The sequence below is a fragment of the Halopseudomonas yangmingensis genome (assembly GCF_900114825.1).
In the GTDB taxonomy this organism is placed as follows: Bacteria; Pseudomonadota; Gammaproteobacteria; order Pseudomonadales; family Pseudomonadaceae; genus Halopseudomonas; species Halopseudomonas yangmingensis.
In genome coordinates, this window is sequence record NZ_FOUI01000018.1 from 29,927 (window position 1) to 50,228 (window position 20,302).

Annotated in this window: 17 protein-coding genes; 11 read left to right on the top strand and 6 right to left on the bottom strand. The window is 60.2% G+C overall.

The genetic code is table 11. The annotated features are described in order from the left end of the window. Positions 1–14: 14 nt before the first annotated feature. Positions 15–338, bottom strand: coding sequence for a ferredoxin FdxA (gene fdxA / locus BMZ23_RS13590; protein ID WP_093478546.1), 324 nt, complete (start codon positions 336–338; stop codon positions 15–17). 151 nt (positions 339–489) lie between these two features. Beyond that, positions 490–3,069 carry a DNA mismatch repair protein MutS gene (mutS, locus tag BMZ23_RS13595; RefSeq protein WP_245748240.1) on the bottom strand — a complete coding sequence of 860 codons (2,580 nt, stop codon included), beginning with the start codon at positions 3,067–3,069 and terminating at the stop codon, positions 490–492. A gap of 84 nt (positions 3,070–3,153) precedes the next feature. Here mutS and BMZ23_RS13600 point away from each other — a divergent pair, with 84 nt between their 5' ends. The 3 genes from BMZ23_RS13600 (at position 3,154) to BMZ23_RS13610 (ending at position 5,344) form a co-directional block, all read left to right on the top strand. Continuing rightward, positions 3,154–3,666, top strand: a complete 513-nt coding sequence (locus BMZ23_RS13600) for a CinA family protein (protein ID WP_093478549.1) — start codon at positions 3,154–3,156, stop codon at positions 3,664–3,666. 126 nt (positions 3,667–3,792) lie between these two features. Continuing rightward, a complete protein-coding gene (recA, locus tag BMZ23_RS13605) occupies positions 3,793–4,830 on the top strand; it encodes a recombinase RecA (protein WP_093478552.1) in 1,038 nt (345 codons plus the stop codon). 88 nt (positions 4,831–4,918) lie between these two features. After that, positions 4,919–5,344 (top strand): regulatory protein RecX, encoded by a 426-nt coding sequence (locus BMZ23_RS13610; RefSeq protein WP_093478555.1) that lies wholly within the window; start codon positions 4,919–4,921, stop codon positions 5,342–5,344. A 35-nt stretch (positions 5,345–5,379) separates the two neighbouring features. On the opposite strand, the gene BMZ23_RS13615 is transcribed toward BMZ23_RS13610, so the two are convergent. Both BMZ23_RS13615 and BMZ23_RS13620 read right to left on the bottom strand, forming a co-directional pair. After that, entirely contained in the window at positions 5,380–6,783 is a 1,404-nt protein-coding gene (locus BMZ23_RS13615; protein ID WP_093478558.1) for an MBL fold metallo-hydrolase RNA specificity domain-containing protein, read from the bottom strand. 81 nt (positions 6,784–6,864) lie between these two features. Next, positions 6,865–7,266: a PA3611 family quorum-sensing-regulated virulence factor gene (locus BMZ23_RS13620; protein ID WP_093478561.1), complete on the bottom strand. Its 402-nt coding sequence runs from the start codon at positions 7,264–7,266 to the stop codon at positions 6,865–6,867. A 223-nt stretch (positions 7,267–7,489) separates the two neighbouring features. On the opposite strand from BMZ23_RS13620, the gene BMZ23_RS13625 reads away from it, so the two are divergent. The 7 genes from BMZ23_RS13625 to BMZ23_RS13650 all read left to right on the top strand — a co-directional run bounded on the left by BMZ23_RS13625 (position 7,490) and on the right by BMZ23_RS13650 (position 17,961). Beyond that, a complete protein-coding gene (locus BMZ23_RS13625; protein ID WP_093478564.1) occupies positions 7,490–8,572 on the top strand; it encodes an efflux RND transporter periplasmic adaptor subunit in 1,083 nt (360 codons plus the stop codon). After that, a complete protein-coding gene (locus tag BMZ23_RS13630; RefSeq protein WP_093478567.1) occupies positions 8,569–11,676 on the top strand; it encodes an efflux RND transporter permease subunit in 3,108 nt (1,035 codons plus the stop codon). Before BMZ23_RS13625 ends, BMZ23_RS13630 begins: the two co-directional genes overlap by 4 nt. A gap of 30 nt (positions 11,677–11,706) precedes the next feature. Beyond that, positions 11,707–11,958, top strand: a complete 252-nt coding sequence (locus BMZ23_RS14855; RefSeq protein WP_143069599.1) for a hypothetical protein — start codon at positions 11,707–11,709, stop codon at positions 11,956–11,958. Further along, positions 11,945–13,300, top strand: a complete 1,356-nt coding sequence (locus BMZ23_RS13635) for a hypothetical protein (RefSeq protein ID WP_093478570.1) — start codon at positions 11,945–11,947, stop codon at positions 13,298–13,300. The genes BMZ23_RS14855 and BMZ23_RS13635 overlap by 14 nt, the downstream gene beginning before the upstream one ends. Positions 13,301–13,573: 273 nt before the next feature. Next, positions 13,574–15,355, top strand: a complete 1,782-nt coding sequence (locus BMZ23_RS13640; RefSeq protein WP_093478573.1) for an ABCB family ABC transporter ATP-binding protein/permease — start codon at positions 13,574–13,576, stop codon at positions 15,353–15,355. 128 nt (positions 15,356–15,483) lie between these two features. Continuing rightward, entirely contained in the window at positions 15,484–17,493 is a 2,010-nt protein-coding gene (locus BMZ23_RS13645) for a methyl-accepting chemotaxis protein (RefSeq protein WP_093478576.1), read from the top strand. A gap of 69 nt (positions 17,494–17,562) precedes the next feature. Continuing rightward, positions 17,563–17,961 (top strand): nuclear transport factor 2 family protein, encoded by a 399-nt coding sequence (locus tag BMZ23_RS13650; RefSeq protein ID WP_093478579.1) that lies wholly within the window; start codon positions 17,563–17,565, stop codon positions 17,959–17,961. A gap of 188 nt (positions 17,962–18,149) precedes the next feature. On the opposite strand, the gene BMZ23_RS13655 is transcribed toward BMZ23_RS13650, so the two are convergent. After that, on the bottom strand, positions 18,150–19,115 hold the full coding sequence (locus BMZ23_RS13655; protein WP_177197293.1) for an integron integrase: 966 nt from the start codon (positions 19,113–19,115) through the stop codon (positions 18,150–18,152). 281 nt (positions 19,116–19,396) lie between these two features. Here BMZ23_RS13655 and BMZ23_RS13660 point away from each other — a divergent pair, with 281 nt between their 5' ends. Beyond that, entirely contained in the window at positions 19,397–19,621 is a 225-nt protein-coding gene (locus tag BMZ23_RS13660; RefSeq protein WP_093478582.1) for an addiction module protein, read from the top strand. An 87-nt stretch (positions 19,622–19,708) separates the two neighbouring features. Here the strand turns inward: BMZ23_RS13660 and BMZ23_RS14860 are convergent, their stop codons facing one another. After that, entirely contained in the window at positions 19,709–20,074 is a 366-nt protein-coding gene (locus tag BMZ23_RS14860) for an HAD family hydrolase (RefSeq protein WP_143069600.1), read from the bottom strand. Positions 20,075–20,302 lie beyond the last annotated feature (228 nt).

Here is a 20,302-nt window from a genome sequence, read left to right on the forward strand (position 1 = left end):
TGAGGGCGACTGAATCAGCGCTCCAGATACTGCAGCTTGTCCGGTACGCCGTCCCATTCCTCGGCATCCGGCAGGGCGTCCTTCTTCTCGGCGATGTTCGGCCAGATGTCCGCCAGTTCCGCGTTCAGGGCGGTGAACTCCTGCTGATCCTCGGGCACTTCGTCCTCTGAGAAGATCGCATTGGCCGGGCATTCGGGCTCGCACAGGGCACAGTCGATGCACTCGTCGGGGTGAATGACCAGGAAGTTCGGGCCTTCGTAGAAACAGTCGACAGGGCAGACCTCAACGCAATCGGTGTATTTGCACTTGATGCAGTTGTCGGTAACAACAAAGGTCATGGCAGGTCTCCATCAGAATCAGGCGGTCGTCGCGAAACGTGGCGCGTAGTCTAGCAGTTTTTGCGTAGCGGTACAGACTGGCGCGGGTATTTTGGTCGTTATCGGCTGTTGTCCGCTATTTGTTGCGAATAATACTCATTTTCTTGATAGTTCAGTGCAATTCGCCTTTCCAGCGGTACAGCAGTTCCAGCGCCTGACGCGGGCTCAGGTCATCCGGTTGCAGGCGTTCAAGTGCCTCGATCAGCGGGTGTGGTGTGCTGGCAAACAGGTCGCTCTGCAGTGGCTGGCTGGCGGCCTGCGGATGGCTGCTGGCAGACTGCTGCAGACTCTGTTGCTCAAGCTGGTGCAGGTGCTCACGGGCACGGGCAATCACCGGCGCCGGCACCCCGGCCAGTTGCGCTACCTGTAGTCCGTAGCTCTGGCTGGCCGGGCCGGGCTGGACCTTGTGCAGGAACACGATGCGTTCGTTGTGCTCGGTGGCATTCAGGTGCACGTTGGCCACGCCCTGGTCGCTGTCGGCCAGCGAGGTCAGTTCAAAGTAATGGGTGGCGAACAGGCTGAAGGCGCGCAGTCTGGCCAGGTGCTCGGCGGCAGCCCAGGCCAGTGACAGGCCGTCGAAGGTGCTGGTGCCGCGACCCACTTCGTCCATCAGTACCAGACTGGCGCTGCTGGCGTTGTTGAGGATGTTGGCGGTTTCGCTCATTTCCACCATAAAGGTCGAACGGCCACCGGCCAGATCGTCGCTGGAGCCGATGCGGGTGAAGATGCGGTCAACGCAGGACAGTTCGACCCGCCGCGCCGGAACGAAGCTGCCGATATGCGCCAGCAGCACAATCAGTGCGGTCTGGCGCATGTAGGTGGATTTACCGCCCATGTTCGGGCCGGTGATCACCAGCATGCGGGTGTCGTCATCCAGGCTCACATCGTTGGCGACAAAGGGGGTATCCAGCACCTGTTCGACCACCGGGTGACGACCGTCCTCAATCAGCAACTGGCTACCCTCGACAAACCGCGGGCAGCAGTAGTCGAGGCTGCTGGCACGCTCGGCCAGATTGCCCAGCACATCCAGTTCGGCCAGCGCGGCGGCGCTGTCCTGCAGGCCGGCCAGTGGCTGGTTGAGTGCTTCCAGCAGCTCGTCATACAGCTGCTTTTCCCGCGCCAGCGCGCGGCTGCGGGCCGACAGGGCCTTGTCTTCGAAGGCCTTGAGTTCCGGCGTGATGAAACGCTCGGCGCCCTTCAGGGTCTGCCGGCGGATATAGTCGGCCGGGGCCTGTTCGGCCTGGCCGCGTGACAGCTCGATGTAATAGCCATGCACCCGGTTGTAGCCGACCTTCAGGGTCGACAGGCCGCTGCGCTCGCGCTCGCGTTGCTCCAGGTCGATCAGGTACTGCCCGGCGTTCTCGCTGATGTTCTGCAGCTCGTCCAGCTCGGCGTCATAGCCTTCGCGAATCACTCCGCCATCACGGATCACCGCCGGCGGGTTGTCGATCACCGCACGGGCCAGCAGTTCGGCCTGCTCCGGCCAGCAGCCGATCTGGCTGGCCAGCTGTTGCAGGTGCGCCTGCTGCAGGGACGTCAGTTGCTGTTGCAGTTCCGGCAGCAGCGCCAGCGCATCGCGCAGGCGTGCCAGATCGCGTGGACGGGCCGAGCGCAGGGCAACCCGGGCGAGAATCCGTTCAATATCACCTATGCCCTTGAGCATCGGCTTGAGCTCTTCGTGAGCATGCTGCTCAAGCAGGCAGCGGATGCTGTCCTGACGGCCACGCAGCACCTGCAGGTCGCGCAGTGGTCGGTTCAGCCAGCGGCACAGCAGGCGGCTGCCCATCGCCGTGGCGGTGTGGTCGAGTACGTCCAGCAGGGTGTTCTCGCGGCCGCCGCCGAGGTTGCTGTCGATCTCCAGGTTGCGCCGGCTGGCACCGTCGATCACCACGCTGTCCTCGAAACGCTCCTGGCTGATCGAGCGGATATGTGGCAGGGCAGTGCGCTGGGTTTCCCGGGCATAGCCGAGCAGGGCGCCGGCAGCGGCGATGCCCAGGGTCAGATCCTGGCAGCCGAAGCCGATCAGGTCCTGGGTGCCGAACTGGCGGGTCAGCGCCTTGAATGCACTGTCACGTTCGAACTCCCAGGGCGCCCGGCGACGCACGGCGCGGCGGCGCTCGATTGGCGTGTCGCGCTCCCAGTCGTCGGGGATCAGCAGTTCCGCCGGGGCCAGTCGTTCCAGCTCGCCGAGCAGCGCTTCCCAGCCGCTCAGCTCCATCACGCTGAAGCGGCCGCTGTTGATATCCAGGGTGGCCAGTCCGAACAGTCGCTCGCCGCCGAGCAGGGCGGCCAGCAGGTTGTCGCGGCGCTCATCGAGCAGGGCTTCGTCGCTGACTGTGCCGGGGGTGATGATGCGCACTACCTGGCGCTCGACCGGGCCCTTGCTGGTGGCCGGGTCGCCGATCTGCTCGCAGATCGCCACTGACTCGCCAAGCTTGACCAGCTTGGCCAGGTAGCCTTCGGCGGAATGGAACGGAATGCCGGCCATCGGGATCGGCTGGCCGGCGGATTGGCCGCGCGCAGTGAGGGTTATGTCGAGCAGCCGCGAGGCTTTTTTCGCGTCGTCGTAGAACAGCTCGTAGAAGTCGCCCATGCGGTAGAACAGCAACTGGTCTGGGTGTTCGCGCTTGATGGTCAGGTACTGCTGCATCATGGGCGTGTGTTGCGACTGTGCGGCCTTGTCGTTTTTCATCGGTGCTCGGTGAAATTCGCTAAAGTGGTGGGGCGGGTCATCAGACAGCCCGTTAGTCTACGCAAACCACCGCAAGGAGAACACATGTCCGACTATGATCCGCTGATCGACACGGCCGCTGCGCGGCTTGGCAAGCGCCTGGCTGACAAGCGGTTGCGGGTGACCACGGCGGAGTCCTGCACCGGTGGCGGGATTGCCGAGGCGATTACCCGCGTCAGCGGCAGCTCGGCCTGGTTCGAGAGCGGCTTTGTCACCTACGCGAATGCCAGCAAGGCCGGTTTGCTCGGGGTTAGTGAGGCGGATCTGGCCAGTCAGGGGGCAGTCAGCGAAGTGGTGGTGCGGGCCATGGCACAGGGCGCGCTGCGGCTGGCGGCTGCCGATCTGGCGGTGGCGGTCAGCGGGATTGCCGGGCCGGATGGCGGCAGCCCGGAAAAGCCGGTGGGCACCGTCTGGTTTGCCTGGGCTGCGGCCGATGGCAAGTTGGTCAGTGAGTGCCGCCGATTTGGTGGTAACCGCCGGGCGGTACGTGCGCAGACGGTGCTGCGCGCATTGGAGGGGCTACTGGCCTGTGCCGAGGCGCTGCCACCGCGCAGCTGACCGGCGGTCAAATCCGGGGTAGCCGACCGGTTTTTTCTGTGGAATAATGCTGACCAAATATACAGTACTTGCCCCGTGGTGCAGTCCGGGGCGGCTGTTTCACCGTCACGTCAATGAGGATGCACAATGGACGAGAACAAGAAAAAGGCTCTGGCCGCCGCGCTGAGCCAGATCGAGCGGCAGTTCGGCAAGGGTGCGGTGATGCGCATGGGTGACCATGAGCGTCAGGCCATTCCGGCGATCTCCACCGGCTCTCTGGGTCTCGACATCGCCCTCGGTATTGGCGGTCTGCCGAAGGGTCGTATCGTTGAAATCTACGGCCCGGAATCCTCGGGCAAGACCACCCTGACCCTGTCGGTGATTGCCCAGGCGCAGAAGCAGGGTGCCACCTGTGCCTTCGTTGATGCCGAACACGCCCTTGACCCGGAATACGCCGGCAAGCTGGGGGTGAATGTTGATGACCTGCTGGTGTCGCAGCCGGATACCGGCGAGCAGGCACTGGAAATCACCGACATGCTGGTGCGCTCGAATGCGGTTGACGTGATCATCGTCGACTCGGTAGCGGCACTGGTGCCCAAGGCCGAGATCGAGGGCGAGATGGGTGATCACCACGTTGGTGTGCAGGCGCGGCTGATGTCCCAGGCGCTGCGCAAGATCACCGGCAACATCAAGAATGCCAACTGTCTGGTGATCTTTATCAACCAGATCCGCATGAAGATCGGCGTGATGTTCGGCAACCCGGAAACCACCACCGGTGGCAACGCGTTGAAGTTCTATGCCTCGGTGCGTCTTGATATCCGTCGTACCGGCGCGGTCAAGGACGGTGATGAGGTGGTCGGCAGCGAGACCCGCGTCAAGGTGGTGAAGAACAAGGTGGCGCCGCCGTTCAAGCAGGCCGAGTTCCAGATCCTTTACGGCAGCGGTATTTATCACAATGCCGAGATCATTGATCTGGGCGTGCAGATCGGTCTGGTCGAGAAGTCTGGTGCCTGGTACAGCTACAAGGGCAGCAAGATCGGTCAGGGCAAGGCGAATGCCGCCAAGTTCCTTGAGGACAACCAGGCAATTGCCGATGAGATCGAAAAGGCCATCCGTGAACAGTTGTTGGCCAAGCCCGGCAGTGCCAAGGCGACGGTCGAGGATGATGCCGAGCTGGACGCCTGAGGCATTGCTCAGGCGCGGCGAGTGAGTAACGGGCTGCCTGCGGGCGGCCCGTTTGCATTGAGGCCCAAGTCATCACCGGAGAGTTGCCATGTTCAGTCGCAAACCGCTGGAAACCCCGTTGGCTGTGCGGCGGGCCGCCATGGACCTGCTGGCGCGCCGTGAGCACAGCCGTGCCGAGTTATTGCGCAAGCTGCAGCCACGGGTGTCCGCACGCAGCCTGCTGGACGCCGAGCTGGACCGGCTGGAAGAGGATGGTCTGCTGAGTGATGCGCGTTTCTGCGAGGCCTATGTACATGCCCGCAGCCAGCGCGGTATCGGCCCGCAGCGGCTACGCGAGGAGCTGCGCCTGCGCGGGGTCGGCAGTGCGCTGGTTGAACGGGTGCTGCAGGATCAGCAGTGGGACTGGGCGGCGCTGGAAGCGCAGGTGTTTGCCAAGCGCTTTCCCGAGGGCCGGGCCAGTGAACCGCGCGAGCGGGCGCGGCAATTGCGCTTTATGCAGTACCGCGGGTTCTGAGCGAGGCTTCACGCCCCGCATCAGTGGACCGGTACTCAGAAAGCGATCTGCTCGCCTTTTTCAGGAATGCTGGCCGGCCAGCCCAGGCGCTCGTGGATGGCCTCGGCCAGTATCTGGCTTTTTTCCAGCTCGCCATGCACCAGATAGATTTCCGGACACTTTTTGAAGTGACTTAGCCAGTCGATCAACTGGCCTTGACCGGCATGTGCGGACAGCCCACCAAGGGTATGCAGTTGCGCCTTGACCACCAGGCTCTGGTGAATCACCCGCACATTGCGGGCACCGTCTACCAGACGCCGCCCGAGGGTGCCCTTGGCCTGGAAGCCGGGGAAGATCACATGGCATTCCTCGCGCCACAGGTTGTGCTTGAAGTGGTGAACTATACGCCCGCCAGTGCACATGCCGCTGCCGGCAATGATGATGGCGCCGCTTTTGATACGGTTGATTGCCATTGACTCATCCGGGGTGGCGGTGCACTTGAGGATCGGCAGCCAGCTGGACAGCTTGCCCTTGCCGTTGCTTTCGATCAGTTCGCGGTCGTCGGCATCGAAACGGTGGTGGTAGCGGTCGTAGATGCGCGTCGCGGCAATCGCCATCGGGCTGTCGAGGAATACCGCCTGCTGCCTCAGCGAGCCTTCCTGATACAGCTTGCCGAGGAAATACAGCAGTTCCTGGGTGCGGCCTACGGCAAAGGAAGGAATCAGTACGTTGCCACCGTCCTTGAAGGCCTGTTGCAGCACCTCACGCAGCTCGTCGATGGTGGCTTCAAGGCCGCGGTGATCGCGGTCGCCATAGGTTGATTCCATTAGCACCAGATCGGCCTGTTCGAGGGTCGCCGGGTTGCGCATCAGCGGGGTGCAGGGGTTGCCCAGATCGCCGGAGAACACCAGACGCCGGGTCAGGTTGTGTTCCTCGTGGATCACCAGTTCGACAATCGCCGAGCCAAGGATATGCCCGGCATCGTGGAAGGTGACTTCGATACCACGGGCGACCATGGTCGGCTGCTGGTAATCCAGTGGCTGGCACAGCTCCAGTGCGGCCTCTGTGTCCTTCATGGTGTACAGCGGGCTTACCTGGGCCTTGCCGGCGCGGCTGCGCCAGCGGTTTTCCCACTCGGCATCGCGTTCCTGCAGACCGGCGGCGTCACGCAGCATCAGTCCGAGCAGGTCGGCACTGTCTGGGGTCAGGTAGATCGGGCCGCTGTAGCCGGCCGCCACCAGGCGTGGCAGCAGACCGGAGTGGTCCAGATGGGCATGCGAGATAACCACGGCGTTAAGGCTGGCCGGATCGAACGGAAAAGGCTTGCGGTTGCTTTCCTCGTCATCGCGAAAGCCCTGATTCATGCCGCATTCGAGCAGCACCTTTTCACCGTTGGCTTCCAGCAGGTAGCAGGAGCCGGTCACCTGGCGGGTGGCGCCATGAAAGGTCAGTAAGGCCATGGTCGGGAGTTCCTTGTGGCAAAGCCTGATTATGCTGGGCGTGCACCCTGCAGCCCTTGATCTGAATCATGCTGCTGCAGATCAGAGGGTCTGGCAGTGTTCGGCAATAAAACTCTGGGTCAGTACCGGCTGGCGGTTGCCGGTGACCACAAAGTGATAGGTAAGCGTAGCGCCCATGTCGAGCAGTCTGCGCAGGCGCAGGTCGCTGCAAATGCTGGCCTGCAATTGACTGCGTACCAGCAGGGGGTCGGCCTGCAGGCGTGCGGCATAGTCGGGACGCGCGGACAGCAGGTTTACCAGTTCGTTACCTTGCGCGCTGTAGCCTTCGTCAGTCAGATCGTCGTTGATTGCCCTTGGGGTGTTTTCGCTGCTTTGTTCGGCAACCTGGCTCAGGGTTTCCTGCAGGCGAAGATCCCTCAGAGAGGTTGCGTGGGCGGTAAGACTCAAGCTGCTGATGATAAGGACAACAAGGGTTCGCATCATGGTGGAACGGATCTCGTGCAGTGGTAATGGTTCAGCCTGTGCGCGGTCTGTTCAAGCGTTTGCGGTAGGCATCTGCAGGTCAGACTGCATACAACATTCAAGGTTCAACAGTGGCAGATGCAGCCCGGAATATGCAACACACCGGTGCAGGCTTGCGGTAGGCAAAAGTGGTCGCAGCAGGCATGATAAAGTACGATAATCGTTCTCAAGTGGTTAATAGCTCATGATTGCCAAGTCATTGTGTTACCCGTTGATCCTTTCTCTGGGTTTATTGCTACTGCCTGTGCAGGCTCAGGAACGTCTCGGGGTTATTGTCAGCACCCTGGAGTCCCGGGCACTGGATACCCGGGTGGAAGCCATTGGTACGCTTCAGGCCAATGAGACGGCAGTGGTTACCTCGATCATCAGCGATGTGATCAGCCGCATCCACTTTACCGACGGTCAACGGGTGGCTGCAGGTGACCTGTTGGTTGAACTAAATAGTCGAGAGCAGCAAGCACAGCTTGAAGAGGCGCGGATTGCATCAAGCGACGCCGAGCGGCAATTGCAGAGAGCCCGGCAATTGGTGGAAAACCGCTTTGTGTCTGATCAGGAGCTGGATGATCGCCAGCGCGAGGCGGAAATCGCCAGGGCTCGGCTCCGTGCGGCCGAAGCGCGACTGGCTGACCGGCAGATACGTGCCCCGTTTGACAGCGTTGTAGGACTGAGAGAAGTGAGTGTTGGCACCTTGCTGACACCCGGTATGGCAATTACCAGACTGCACGATGACAGCCGCATGAAACTGGACTTCAGTGTGCCCGAGGCGTTGCTGCATGCCATGCAGCCGGGCTTACAGATCGCTGCCGGGACGGCGGCATGGCCGGGTGAGCAATTTGCCGGCGAAATAAGCGTCGTGGATACTCGGGTTGAACAGCAGACCCGATCCGTTCGGGTACGGGCAATGCTCGATAACGCTGATGGCAGACTGCGTCCGGGAATGCTCATGTCGGTTCGCATTGCTACCCAGCCGCGCGAGGCATTGATGCTTCCCGAAGAAGCGCTGCTGCCGGTCGGGCGTCGCCAGTTCGTCATGCGTCTGCAGGCGGCTGAAACTGGCCTGGTGGTCGAGCGGGTTGAGGTGCATACAGGTATGCGCCTGCCGGGAGAGGTGGAAATTCTCGGCGGTTTGCAAGCGGGTGATCAGGTGGTAACGCACGGTGCCTTCCGTCTGCGACCGGGTCAGCCGGTATCCATCCTGCAAGAGTTGAAAGCAGGTGATTCACCGGCTGATGCCCTGAGCCGTGCCGGCAGGGAGACCGGCGAATGATTCTTTCCGATGTGTCGGTTAAGCGACCGGTATTCGCTACCGTGCTGTCACTGTTGCTGGTGATCTTCGGGATAGTCTCATTCAGCATGCTGCCGCTGCGAGAGTACCCGGATATCGACCCGCCAGTTGTGTCGATTGACACCACCTACACCGGCGCGGCGGCGAGCGTGGTCGACTCGCGCATTACCCAGGTGCTGGAGGAGCGCATCGCCGGGGTCGAGGGCATCGAGTATATAGAGTCCATTAGTGAGGACGGGCGTTCACGGATTACCGTGCGTTTCTCCATTAACATGGATGTCAACGAGGCGGCCAATGACATCCGTGACCGTGTGTCAGGCGTGGCGCGCTCGTTACCGGATGAGGCGGATCCGCCGCAGGTGCGCAAGATGGACGCCAACCAGGATGTTATTGTCTGGTGGAACCTGACCAGCGACCGGATGACGCTCCCCGAACTCAGTGATTACGCCAACCGTTATCTGGTCGACCGTTTTTCCACCATCCCCGGGGTGGGCATGGTGCGTGTGGGTGGTGAGCAACCCTACGCCATGCGTGTGTGGCTGGACCGCGAGGCATTGGCAGCGCGCAACCTGACGGCGGCGGACGTCGAACGGGCACTTGAAGAAGAGAATGTCGAGCTGCCGGCCGGCAGCATTGAATCGGCTACCCGTTTGTTCACTGCACGGGTAGCGCGAGCCTTCAACACCCCGGAGGATTTTGCACAACTGGTCATTGCCCGTGGCGACGACTACCTGGTGCGTCTTGGTGACGTGGCGCGGGTCGAGCGTGGCACGGTAGAGGCGCGCAATCTGTTTCGTGGCAATGGCGTGCCGATGGTCGGTATCGGCCTTGAACGCCAGTCGACAGCCAATACCATTGATGTGGCGCGCGCTGCACGAGCGGTGGTGGATGACTTGAATGCCAGCCTGCCGGAAGGCATGCGTATCGAACCCAGCTATGACGGCTCGGTATTTATCGAAGGCGCAGTCAAGGAGGTATACAGCACCCTGTTGATTGCCTTGGTGCTGGTCGTGCTGGCTATCTTCCTGTTTCTGGGCAGTCCACGAGCGATACTGATTCCGGCGGTGACCCTGCCGGTATCGGTGACTGCCACCTTCAGTGCGCTGTTGCTGTTCGGTTTTACCGTCAATCTGCTGACCCTGCTGGCGCTGGTGCTGGCCATCGGGCTGGTGGTGGACGATGCCATTATCGTGCTGGAGAACATTCGTCGGCGTATTGACGAAGAAGGTGAGACACCGCTGGTGGCGGCCTTCTACGGTGCCCGTCAGGTTGGTTTTGCAGTGGTCTCGACCACCCTGGTACTGATCGCGGTATTTGTGCCCATTGCCTTCCTGCAAGGGGATGTTGGCCGGCTGTTTTCCGAGTTTGCGCTGACCATGGCGGCGGCGGTGGCCTTTTCCAGTTTTGTTGCACTGACCCTGTCTGCCATGCTCGCTTCCAAGGTGCTCAAGGCCCATGACGATGATCACTGGCTGAGTAACCTGGTCGAGCGCAGCCTGCGCGCAGCACGCAGCCGATATGCCTGTATTCTGCGTGCCACCTTGCGTTGGCGTTGGCCGATGCTCGGCGTGTTTGCCCTGTTGTTTGCCGGAACCCTGTGGCTGTTCCAGCAGCTTCCCAGCGAATTTACCCCGGCCGAGGATCGCGGCACCCTGTTTGTAATGGTCAACGGCCCCGAGGGCGCCAGCTACGATTACATGCTTGATTACATGGATGAAGTCGAGTCACGGATCATGCAACTGGTGGATGCCGGTGAAATCAGTCGTGTTCTGGTGCGCGCGCCGCGCGCCTTCGGTGCAGTAACCACCTACAACACAGGGTTTGTGATTGTGGTGCTGGAGGATTGGGGCAAGCGCCGCAACGGTTTTGAAATCATGCAGGATATTCGCCTGCGCTTGGCCGACCTGCCTGGCGTGCGGGCTTTTCCGTTGATGCGTCAGGGCTTTGTCGGCAGCCGCTCGCAGCCTTTTCAGCTGGTTATTGGCGGTGCCGGCAGCTATGACGAGCTGGCTGAGTGGCGCGATATCCTGATGCAGAAGATCAACGAGAACAATCCCGGGCTGGTCAACCTTGACTCCGACTACAAGGAAACCCAGCCACAGCTGGAAATCCATATCGATTACCAGCGCGCGGCCGATCTGGGTGTGAGCGTTCTGACCATCAGTCGTACCCTGGAAACCATGCTCGGCTCACGCCGGGTGACAACCTACCTGGATGATGGTGAAGAATACGACGTTATTGTCGAAGGGGAGCGGGAAGCCCAGAGAACCCTCAGCAGTCTGGAAAATATCCATGTGCGTTCGGGCGTCAGTGGCGAATTGATTCCGCTATCGAATCTGGTACGGCTGGAGGAATACGCCGGATCAACCAGCCTGAATCGCTACAACCGTACCCGTGCCATCACCATCGAGGCTTCGGTGGCTGAAGGCGTGGCGTTGGGTACCGCGCTGGATCATGTCGAGCGGTTGGCGCGCGAGCATTTGCCCGAGCAACTGGTCATCGACTACAAGGGGCAGTCTCTCGATCTGCGCAATTCGGGCAGCTCCATGGCCTTCGTGTTTGCCCTTGGCTTGCTGGTGGTGTTTCTGGTGCTGGCGGCGCAGTTCGAGAGTTTCGTGCATCCGCTGGTGATCATGCTTGGCGTGCCGATGGCGATCGGCGGGGCCTTGCTCGGGCTGTGGCTGACCGGCAACAGCCTGAATCTGTACAGCCAGATCGGACTGGTGATGCTGATCGGGCTGGCGGCGAAGAACGGTATTCTGATCGTCGAGTTTGCCAACCAGTTGCGAGATGCCGGCAAGCCCTTCGAAGAAGCGCTGATCGAGGCCAGCACCCTGCGCCTGCGGCCGATCCTGATGACCGGTGTGACCACCGTGGCCGGTGCACTGCCGTTGGTCATGGCCTTTGGCCCGGGGGCCGAGACGCGGGCGGTGATCGGTATAGTGGTGATGTCCGGGGTGACGGTGTCGATGTTCCTCACGCTGATCATCATCCCGCTGCTGTACAGCCTGCTGGCGCGCAATACCGGCTCGCCACATGCGGTCAGTCAGCGGCTGGAGCAGGAGTCGGGCGCCGGGCCGGGCTGATTCCCGGAAACATCCGGAAAGCTTGCATTCATGGGGGTGATGATACGGGTGTTGCTGGAAAAGGATGCTGAAAGGCATCCTTTTTTGTTTCAACTATTTGTTTTTTATATGATTTATTTGATTTTCAAGAGTTCGCCAGGTCGCCGCGATAGCCTGTTTGTGGAGCATGCGCGCTGTCGCTGGCCGTTGCATAATGGCTGCGCTGGATGGGGTGCCTGGGTGCCGCGACAGCCACAACAACAATTCCAACAAGCCATGGAGTCATGCCATGTCCCAACCTGAACTGCCCGGCTGGCGCTGGGGACCGTTCACCTGCCGGATACCCTTCTACCACACCCGCTTCCATTGGCAGGAAGCCTTGCAGGGATTCTTTGTGGCAGCTGCCACCGGCCTGGCCCTGGTGCCGATCATGACCTCGGCGTTTGCTCTGTCCTACGAGGAAGCTATTGCCATCTCGATGATCCACTCGATCCTGATCGGCTCGGCGTTGATCTTCTTTGGTGAGCCCTATGCCCCCGGCTGGGTAACGCCGGCCCTGCCGCTGGTGCTGAGTTTCGTGATTGGCGGGTATGACGATCCCGTCAGCCGCTTTCAGGCGATGACGGCGCTATCTCTCAACTTTGCCGTGTTACTGATCGTGCTCGGGGTCACCGGGCTGGGCAAAAAATTCGTTATCTGGCTACCGGATACGCTGAAAGCCGGCATCATTCTGGGCGCAGCAATTGCTGCGGTGTACCGGGTGTTTGTCGGTGATGGCAGCACGCCCTCGATTATCTCGCACCAGCCGGTGAGCATCATTCTGGCCTGCGCGGTGTGCCTGATCTTCTCGTTTTCCCTGCCGCTGCAAAAGCTGCGCGAAAAATACAAACTGGTGGCGCTGATTGCCGCGCTGGGCCTGTTGCCGGGCTTCTTTGTGGCGGCAGTGGTCGGCCCGATGGTCGGTGAGATCAGCTACAACATCGAGTGGGGCATCCTGCTACCGCCGGTGGCCGATGCCTTTGCCAAGGTCTCGCCCTTCGTGATTGGCTGGCCGAGCTGGGACATTTTCCTGAGTGCCATGCCACTGGCGATCATCACCTATGTGATCCTGTTCGGTGACATGGTCACCGGCAACGAGGTGATCCGTGACGGTCTGCGTCATCGCCAGGATGAGCACATCGATATCAACCCGACCCGTACCCACCTGTCAGTCGGTATCCGTAATGGTCTGCTCGGGCTGTTCGCGCCCTTCTTCCCTACCCAGGGCGCCATGTGGACCGGTGTGCAGGTGATCATCGTGCAGCGCTGGGCCCAGGGCAAGCAGGCGATGGACAGTCTGCACAGCGGGCTGATCTCCTATTACCTGATGGGCATTCCGCTGCTGTTCTTCCTCAAGCCGCTGCTTACCGGCCTGCAACCGCTGTTGTATGTGGCACTGGCACTGACGCTGATGCTGACCGCTTTCGCCTGTGCCTATGTGGCACTATCGATACCGCGTAACAACACCTCGCGCGGCACGGTAGTGGTGATCGGCGCCGGTCTGGCGTTCTTTGATCCCTGGACCGGTCTGGCCCTGGGCGTACTGGCAACCCTGCTGATGGTCGGCTGGGACCGCAACCCGGACCCGATCCCGCACGAGGATTGACAGGCCAGTGGTGTGATAAAGGCGCGCATGGATGGCCACGGCGCTGCGCGCCTCGCCATGACGGCGGGGTGAAAGCGGTAGTCGTGGGCACCCAGACCAGCTTCTATTGTTTTGCGTCATCACGAGCGGCGTAGCCGTGTGGTGATCCATGCGGCATAGGAGTCGGCTCGGCGGCATGCACTGCAATTATGGCTGAGGGCTGTGCTTGACCAGCACGGCATGGCTCCCCACACTGCCGTTTCTGCAAGCCAATAGCCCCCGGACTCCACAAGCATGCGCCCGCATTCCGACAGTCAATACGCCGCCGGCCCCGTCAACTGGCGGATCATTCGCAGCCTGTTGCCCTACCTGCGCGAGTTTCGCGGGCGGGTAGCGCTGGCGCTGGGCTTGTTGCTGCTGGCCAAACTGGCCGGGGTGGCAGTGCCCTGGGTGCTCAAGCTGATTGTCGAGCACTTCGAATCAGTCACCGATGCGCTGCTGCTGGTGCCGCTCGGGCTGCTGGCGGCCTATGGCCTGCTGCGCTTCTGCTCGGTGTTCTTTTCCGAGCTGCGTGACGCGGTATTCGCCCGGGTCGCCGAGCGTGCCATGCGGCGCATATCGCTGCAGGTATTCGAACACCTGCACCGGCTGGATCTGGGCTTTCACCTGTCGCGACGCACCGGCGGACTGGCGCGGGATATCGAGCGTGGCACCAGCGGCATCAGCTTTCTGCTGCGCTTTATGGTGTTCAATATCCTGCCGACCCTGCTGGAAATCCTGCTGATCGCGCTGATCCTGTTTAGCGTGTTCAGCCCGCTGTATGCGCTGGTGGTGCTTGGCTCGGTGCTGCTGTATGGCGGCTTCTCGATCTGGTGTACCGAATGGCGCAATCGCTTTGTGCGCGAAAGCAACCGGATGGACAACCGCTCGAACACCCGCGCGGTGGACAGCCTGCTCAACTATGAAACGGTCAAGTACTTCGGCAACGAGGGTTTCGAGGCCGAGGAGTACGACCGCCATCTGGCCGGCTGGGAAGCGGCGCGGATGAAAAACCGCCTGTCACTGGCGGCACTGAACTCCGGCCAGGCACTGATTATCGCCGGCTCGGTGACCCTGATGATGCTGCTGGCAGCGCAGCAGGTGGCGGCCGGCGAGATGACCCTGGGTGAACTGGTGATGATCAATGCCTACATGATCCAGCTGTTCATTCCGCTGAACTTCCTCGGCTTTATCTACCGCGAGATCCGCGAGGCGCTGACCAATATCGAGCGCCTGTTCGGCCTGCTCGGGCAGCCGGTGAAAGTGGCGGACCGGGCTGATGCGCATGAGCTTGAGGTGCGCGGCGGTACAGTGCAGTTCGATGCGGTGAGCTTTGCCTACGATGCGCAGCGGCCGATTCTGCAGGGCGTCAGTTTCGAGATTCCGGCCGGGCATACACTGGCGATTGTCGGCCCCAGTGGTGCCGGCAAGTCGACCCTGGCACGCCTGCTGTTCCGCTTCTACGACGTGGGTGGCGGCGCCATCCGCATCGATGGCCAGGACCTGCGCGAACTGACCCAGCACAGCCTGCGCCGCGCCATCGGTGTGGTGCCGCAGGATACCGTGCTGTTCAACGACAGCATCGGCTACAACATCGCCTACGGCAGCCCGGGCGCCAGCGAGGAACAAATCTGGGCCGCCCTGCGGGCGGCGCAGCTGGAGGATTTTGTCCGGCGCCTGCCGGACGGCCTGCAGACCCAGGTTGGCGAACGCGGCCTGAAACTCTCCGGCGGCGAGAAACAGCGCATCGCCATAGCCCGGGTGCTGCTGAAAAACCCGCCGATCCTGATCCTCGACGAGGCCACCTCATCGCTGGATACCCACGCCGAGCGGCTGATCCTGGAGGCGCTGAATGCGGTATCAGCCAGGCGCACCACCCTGGCGATAGCCCACCGGCTGTCGACCATAGTGCATGCGGAACGGATTCTGGTGCTGGATCAGGGTCGGGTGGTGGAGCAGGGCACGCATGCCCAGCTGCTGGCCGCTGGCGGCGCCTATGCGCGGCTGTGGGCGGATCAGCAGCGCGATGGTGCTTGATTGCCATCAATTCATTTTCGCTCCGCTGTTGTTACTGTCGAGCCGCATCACAGTGGGGTGAATGTTAGTCACACAATAACAACGGGGCCGGATCACCCTGATCGACGCCCCATCGTAAGGGATGACTCATGGCTCATATTCTGGCTCCTGGCATCGCATTGCTCGGTCGGCTGCGCTATCGCAGCAAGTTTGTTCTTGTTTCGCTGATTTTTCTTGTTCCGCTGTCGGTGATGGCCTGGCAGTTGCTGTCCGGGCTGAACGAGCGCATTGCATTTACCGAACGTGAACGCGGAGCTCTGGTGCAGTTGCAACAACTGCGCATCACCCTCGACAAACTCCAGCGCCACCGTGGCATGAGCACGGCACTATTGGCCGGGCAGGACAGCTTTGCCGAGCCGCTGCGTGCATTGCGTAGCGAACTGGACGCCGATATTGACGTGCTGCGTAGTCTGCCCCTGCATGAACTGCCAGCAGCGCATGCATTCTTGTCTGGCTGGCCGCAGTTGACTGCCGAACTGCCGCGATTGCAGTCGGATCAGGGATTTGTACGGCATACCGAACTGATCACCCTGATCAGGGAGTTGGCCATGCAGATGGCCGCCGAGGAGCAGTTATTGCTCGACCCCGAGCTGGAGAGCTATTACCTGATCGGCCTGCTGGTTAATGACCTGCCGCAATTGGTCGAGGCCATGGGGCAATCGCGAGCGCTGGGCAGTAGCATGCTCTCGCGTGGAAGCCGGGATGGCGAGGTGTTGCAACGACTGGGGATCAACCGGCATGTGGTGGAACAAGGGCTGGGCAGCTTTGATCGCAGTCTTGAACAAGTATTCCGGCATAACCCGGCCCTGCGCGAGCAACTGGGGGATCTGGGGCGACAGGCTGCAGAGACTGTGGCCGAGTTCAATCGCCTGCTTGGCGAGCAGGTAATCGAGGCCCAGGGTGCAATCAGTGCCGACCAGCTGTTTACCGCCAGCACGGCGGCCATTGACCAAATCTATGCGGTGTATGACCGGACACTGCCCAGTGTCGACACTCTGTTGCTGCAGCGGCTGCAGCAGGACAAATGGCTGCGCAACATGATTGTGCTGGTCATGCTGGCGGTGTTGCTTGGCATGCTCTATCTGTTTGCCGCCTTTTATCAGGATGTGATTACGACCATCGCCCGATTGCAGCAACTTAGTGAGCGTCTTGGCGAGGGCGACTTGCGCAGTCGCTGCGAGGTCAGATCACGCGATGAACTGGCCGATGTGGCACACAGCCTTAACCGCATGGCCGCCGACTTTGAAAACCTGATTCGCAATGTGGTTGACTCCACCGCCATGGTGGCTGCGGCCGCCGAGGAACTGTCGACCGTTACCCTGGAAACCGCCGATGGCGTGGCACGCCAGCGTGCCGAAACCGAGCAGGTAGTGTCTGCGGTGACTGAGCTTAGCTGTGCTGCCCGAGAGGTGGCGCAGAACACTCTGCTGGCGGCGGACAGTGCCGATCAGGCCAGCCAGCAGGCCCAGCACGGTCAGCAGTTGTTAGGGCAGGCACTCGACAAGGTTAATGCACTGGCCACAGAAATGAGCGGCGCCAGCCGGATGATCCAGGACCTGGCCAGCAAGAGCGAGTCAATTGGCAGCGTTATGCAGGTGATCAACGGCATTGCCGAACAGACCGGACTGCTGGCACTCAATGCTGCCATCGAGGCGGCACGTGCCGGCGACTCTGGTCGGGGCTTTGCCGTCGTGGCAGACGAGGTACGCGCCCTGGCCGGACGCACAAGGATATCCACCGAGGAAATCCGCCAGATGATTGAGGCGCTGCAGGGCGATACCCGAGTGACGGTCGAGGTCAACCAGCGCGGGCTGGCGCAGAGCGCGGATACCCAGCAGCTGGTTGACAGCGCCTGCGAGTCACTTGTCGGGATATTGCGCATGGTTGCAGCGATCAACGAGATGACGGTGCAGATTGCCACGGCCAGCGAAGAACAGACCGCCGTAGTTGAGGATATCAATCGCAGCATGCTGGTGATTGCCGAAAGCGTGGAACGCTCGGCGGTTGCCTCGGAGCAGACCGCCGAGTCCAGTCGTGGCCTGTCCGAGTTGGCTCAGCAACTGATGCTGATGACCAACCGCTTCCAGTTGGGGGGATGACAACTCCTGCTTGCCTGAAAGTCCGGTGCTTGGCAGCATGGAAGTCATCTCTCAGAGGAGCAATACAAAATGAATTATGTGCTGGAGAACTGGCATAAGGTGGTGGCTGATCTGGACGCCGGGCGACTGGACCAGCTACTGGCCGACGATGTGGTGTTTCATTCGCCGGTGGTACACACCCCCCAGGCGGGTAAAGCAATTACTACCCTGTACCTGAAAGGTGCCATGCAGGTACTGAATGCCCCAGGGCATTTCCGCTACCTGCGCGAGGTGGTTGACGGCAATCAGGCCGTGTTGGAGTTTGAAACGCTGATTGGTGATGTGACAGTAAATGGCGTAGATATGATCCGCTGGAATGACAAGGGTCAGATTGTCGATTTCAAGGTGATGATACGTCCGTTGAAGGCCGTGCACGCCATTCATCAGGCGATGGGGGCAATGCTGGAGAGTCTTAAAGTATCAGGATGAAGCGCAGGGCGCTGGCAAGTGTAAACGCTTGCCACTGTACTGCGACAGTAATAGCAGGGTTCTGCGTGAAGTGGTTGGGGTAACGCTGGACTTGCAAAGGCAAGCACAGCAATTCGGTGTACAGCAGCAGGGAACGCATGCTCGTCAACACAGGGCAGGGCGGTAGCGTGCCCCAATACAGTCTCAGGCTAACCCAGCGGACTGCGTACACCGGCAAAACCCTGGCCCAGCACATGGGTGTAAATCTGCGTAGTGCGTACATCGGCATGACCCAGCAAGGTTTGCACCGTGCGGATGTCGCTGCCGCGACGCAGCAGCTCAGTAGCAAAGGTATGGCGGAAGGTATGGCAGCTGGCTGGTTTATCAATGCCAGCCGCCGCAACCGCTCGTTTCACTGCCCGCTGTACCGAACTCACATGCAGGTGATGGCGCACACACTGGCCATCCTCGTTCATACAAACATCCGGCGAAGGGAACAGCCATTGCCAGGCCAGCGAACGTGATGCGTTCGGGTACTTGCGGGCCAGCGCAAAGGGCATGGAGACAGGCGCATGGAAAAACGGATGCTGCTCTCGCCAGGCGGCTTCAATGTGTTGTATGCGACTGCGTAAAGCCTCCGCCAATGGCGCCGGCAGCAGGGTAGTGCGGTCCTTGCCGCCCTTGCCATCACGCACGGTAATGATCTGCCGCTGGAAATCGATATCCTTGATGCGTAAGCGCGTGGCCTCCACCACACGAAAGCCGGCACCGTACATCAACGACGCCAGCAGATCGTACGGCGGCTTCAACTGGGCAATCACCGCCAATGCTTCGGCATGGCTGAGTACTACCGGCAAATGCGGACTGCGCTTGGCGCGTACTGTTTCGCCAATGTCACCTAGCGGCTGTTCAAGCACCCGGGCATACAGAAATACAATGGCATTCAACGCCAGATTCTGGGTACCTGCAGCCACCTGCCGATCAGTAGCAAGCCAGCCAAGAAAATGGCTGACCTCGGCAGGCCCCAGCTCTAAGGGGTGGCGCAGGCCATGGAAACGAAGAAAATAACGGATCCAGTACCAGTAGGTTTTTTCGGTACGAATACTGTAGTGATGCATACGCATGACAGTACGAAACTGTTCACGCAGGCGAGGCTTGGAGGGCAGGCTATCCATGCTGATAATCCCATGGCTGTAAATTTATACAGTAGTAATAGATCCTCAAAAAGCTGCAGTCAAGCGAGTACGTGCGTGTGATCTGGGGTTTAGCCTATCATTATGATTTTAAAGAAGAATTTTTTGGCGTTTCGATGAGGAATGATGAGTGCTTCATCGAAGCAACGATTAGTCACTTTGACCGCATGTGGTCTAGTAACTGTTAAAGCGAAAACACCGAGCCGTGGCACCCAGCGCCCATCCGTGGCAAGATTGCGGTACGCGTATGAGAGGTTTTTCCCATGAATCTCCAGAAAATTGAAAACGAGGCGCTCCACCTTCCTAGAGAGGAGCGGGCTCAGTTGATCCAGCGACTGGTTTTGAGTCTTGAGTCTCCGTCAGAAGAAGAGCTCAGGTCAGATTGGCTGCTAGAGGCCCGGCGAAGAGCTGAAGAGCTCGATAGTGGCTCAGTTCAGGCTGTGTCCGGTGAGGAAGTCATCCGCAAGGCTAAAGCCCTGATCAAATGAATTATTCTTTTCACCCGGCAGCGGAAGCCGAGTTTCTGGAATCAGTTGGCTATTACGAGTCAAAGGTTCCAGGATTGGGTGGTGCTTTCATTGAGGAATTTGAAACGTTGGCCAGTTTGCTTGGCGCATCACCGAAAGCTTGGCAAGTCGAGTTGCCGCCAGATATCCGAAGGGCTCCCCTTCGTAGGTTCCCTCTTTCCATCGTTTACCGAGAGAAGCCTGATGGTTTCCAGGTTCTGGCTGTTGCACATGACCGGCGACGTCCTCAGTACTGGCTTGGCAGGCTTTAACAATCGGCTGCACAGCGACCGATTTTCCGCCGCTTCGCGGCTCCAAACCGGCGCGTGAGCCGGGCGTTATGCATTCCTGGAGAAAGTAGTTGAAAAGGATATTTCCGCTGTTAGCAGTAATCGTCGTCACAATGATATTAATCTCAGATATCGGATTGATCATAAAGTACTATCAAAAACCAAAAGCATATGCACTAATGGAAAATATTTCATTTGTCCATTATTTTTTCTTACATAGAAACGGATATCAGTTCGCACTGACCAAGTCATTTTTTTCGGCTCTATTATTGGCTATGTGGCTATGGCGACTAATCTATCCAGCAAAGGTATATGCGCTCGGATATGCCACATTTCTGTATTCGTTTGTCTGGGTTTCAATTGGCGTTCTTGT

Excerpts from the sequence above, each read along its gene's own strand:
- BMZ23_RS13640 (WP_093478573.1), top strand. The coding sequence starts at position 13,574 with ATGCGCCCGCATTCCGACAGTCAATACGCCGCCGGCCCCGTCAACTGG.
- BMZ23_RS13645 (WP_093478576.1), top strand. The coding sequence starts at position 15,484 with ATGGCTCATATTCTGGCTCCTGGCATCGCATTGCTCGGTCGGCTGCGC.
- BMZ23_RS13600 (WP_093478549.1), top strand. The coding sequence starts at position 3,154 with ATGTCCGACTATGATCCGCTGATCGACACGGCCGCTGCGCGGCTTGGC.
- fdxA (WP_093478546.1), bottom strand. The coding sequence starts at position 338 with ATGACCTTTGTTGTTACCGACAACTGCATCAAGTGCAAATACACCGAT.
- BMZ23_RS13615 (WP_093478558.1), bottom strand. The coding sequence starts at position 6,783 with ATGGCCTTACTGACCTTTCATGGCGCCACCCGCCAGGTGACCGGCTCC.
- BMZ23_RS13635 (WP_093478570.1), top strand. The coding sequence starts at position 11,945 with ATGTCCCAACCTGAACTGCCCGGCTGGCGCTGGGGACCGTTCACCTGC.
- BMZ23_RS13610 (WP_093478555.1), top strand. The coding sequence starts at position 4,919 with ATGTTCAGTCGCAAACCGCTGGAAACCCCGTTGGCTGTGCGGCGGGCC.
- BMZ23_RS13630 (WP_093478567.1), top strand. The coding sequence starts at position 8,569 with ATGATTCTTTCCGATGTGTCGGTTAAGCGACCGGTATTCGCTACCGTG.
- BMZ23_RS13660 (WP_093478582.1), top strand. The coding sequence starts at position 19,397 with ATGAATCTCCAGAAAATTGAAAACGAGGCGCTCCACCTTCCTAGAGAG.
- recA (WP_093478552.1), top strand. The coding sequence starts at position 3,793 with ATGGACGAGAACAAGAAAAAGGCTCTGGCCGCCGCGCTGAGCCAGATC.
- BMZ23_RS13625 (WP_093478564.1), top strand. The coding sequence starts at position 7,490 with ATGATTGCCAAGTCATTGTGTTACCCGTTGATCCTTTCTCTGGGTTTA.
- BMZ23_RS13655 (WP_177197293.1), bottom strand. The coding sequence starts at position 19,115 with ATGGATAGCCTGCCCTCCAAGCCTCGCCTGCGTGAACAGTTTCGTACT.
- BMZ23_RS13620 (WP_093478561.1), bottom strand. The coding sequence starts at position 7,266 with ATGATGCGAACCCTTGTTGTCCTTATCATCAGCAGCTTGAGTCTTACC.
- mutS (WP_245748240.1), bottom strand. The coding sequence starts at position 3,069 with ATGAAAAACGACAAGGCCGCACAGTCGCAACACACGCCCATGATGCAG.
- BMZ23_RS14855 (WP_143069599.1), top strand. The coding sequence starts at position 11,707 with ATGGGGGTGATGATACGGGTGTTGCTGGAAAAGGATGCTGAAAGGCAT.
- BMZ23_RS14860 (WP_143069600.1), bottom strand. The coding sequence starts at position 20,074 with ATGATCAATCCGATATCTGAGATTAATATCATTGTGACGACGATTACT.
- BMZ23_RS13650 (WP_093478579.1), top strand. The coding sequence starts at position 17,563 with ATGAATTATGTGCTGGAGAACTGGCATAAGGTGGTGGCTGATCTGGAC.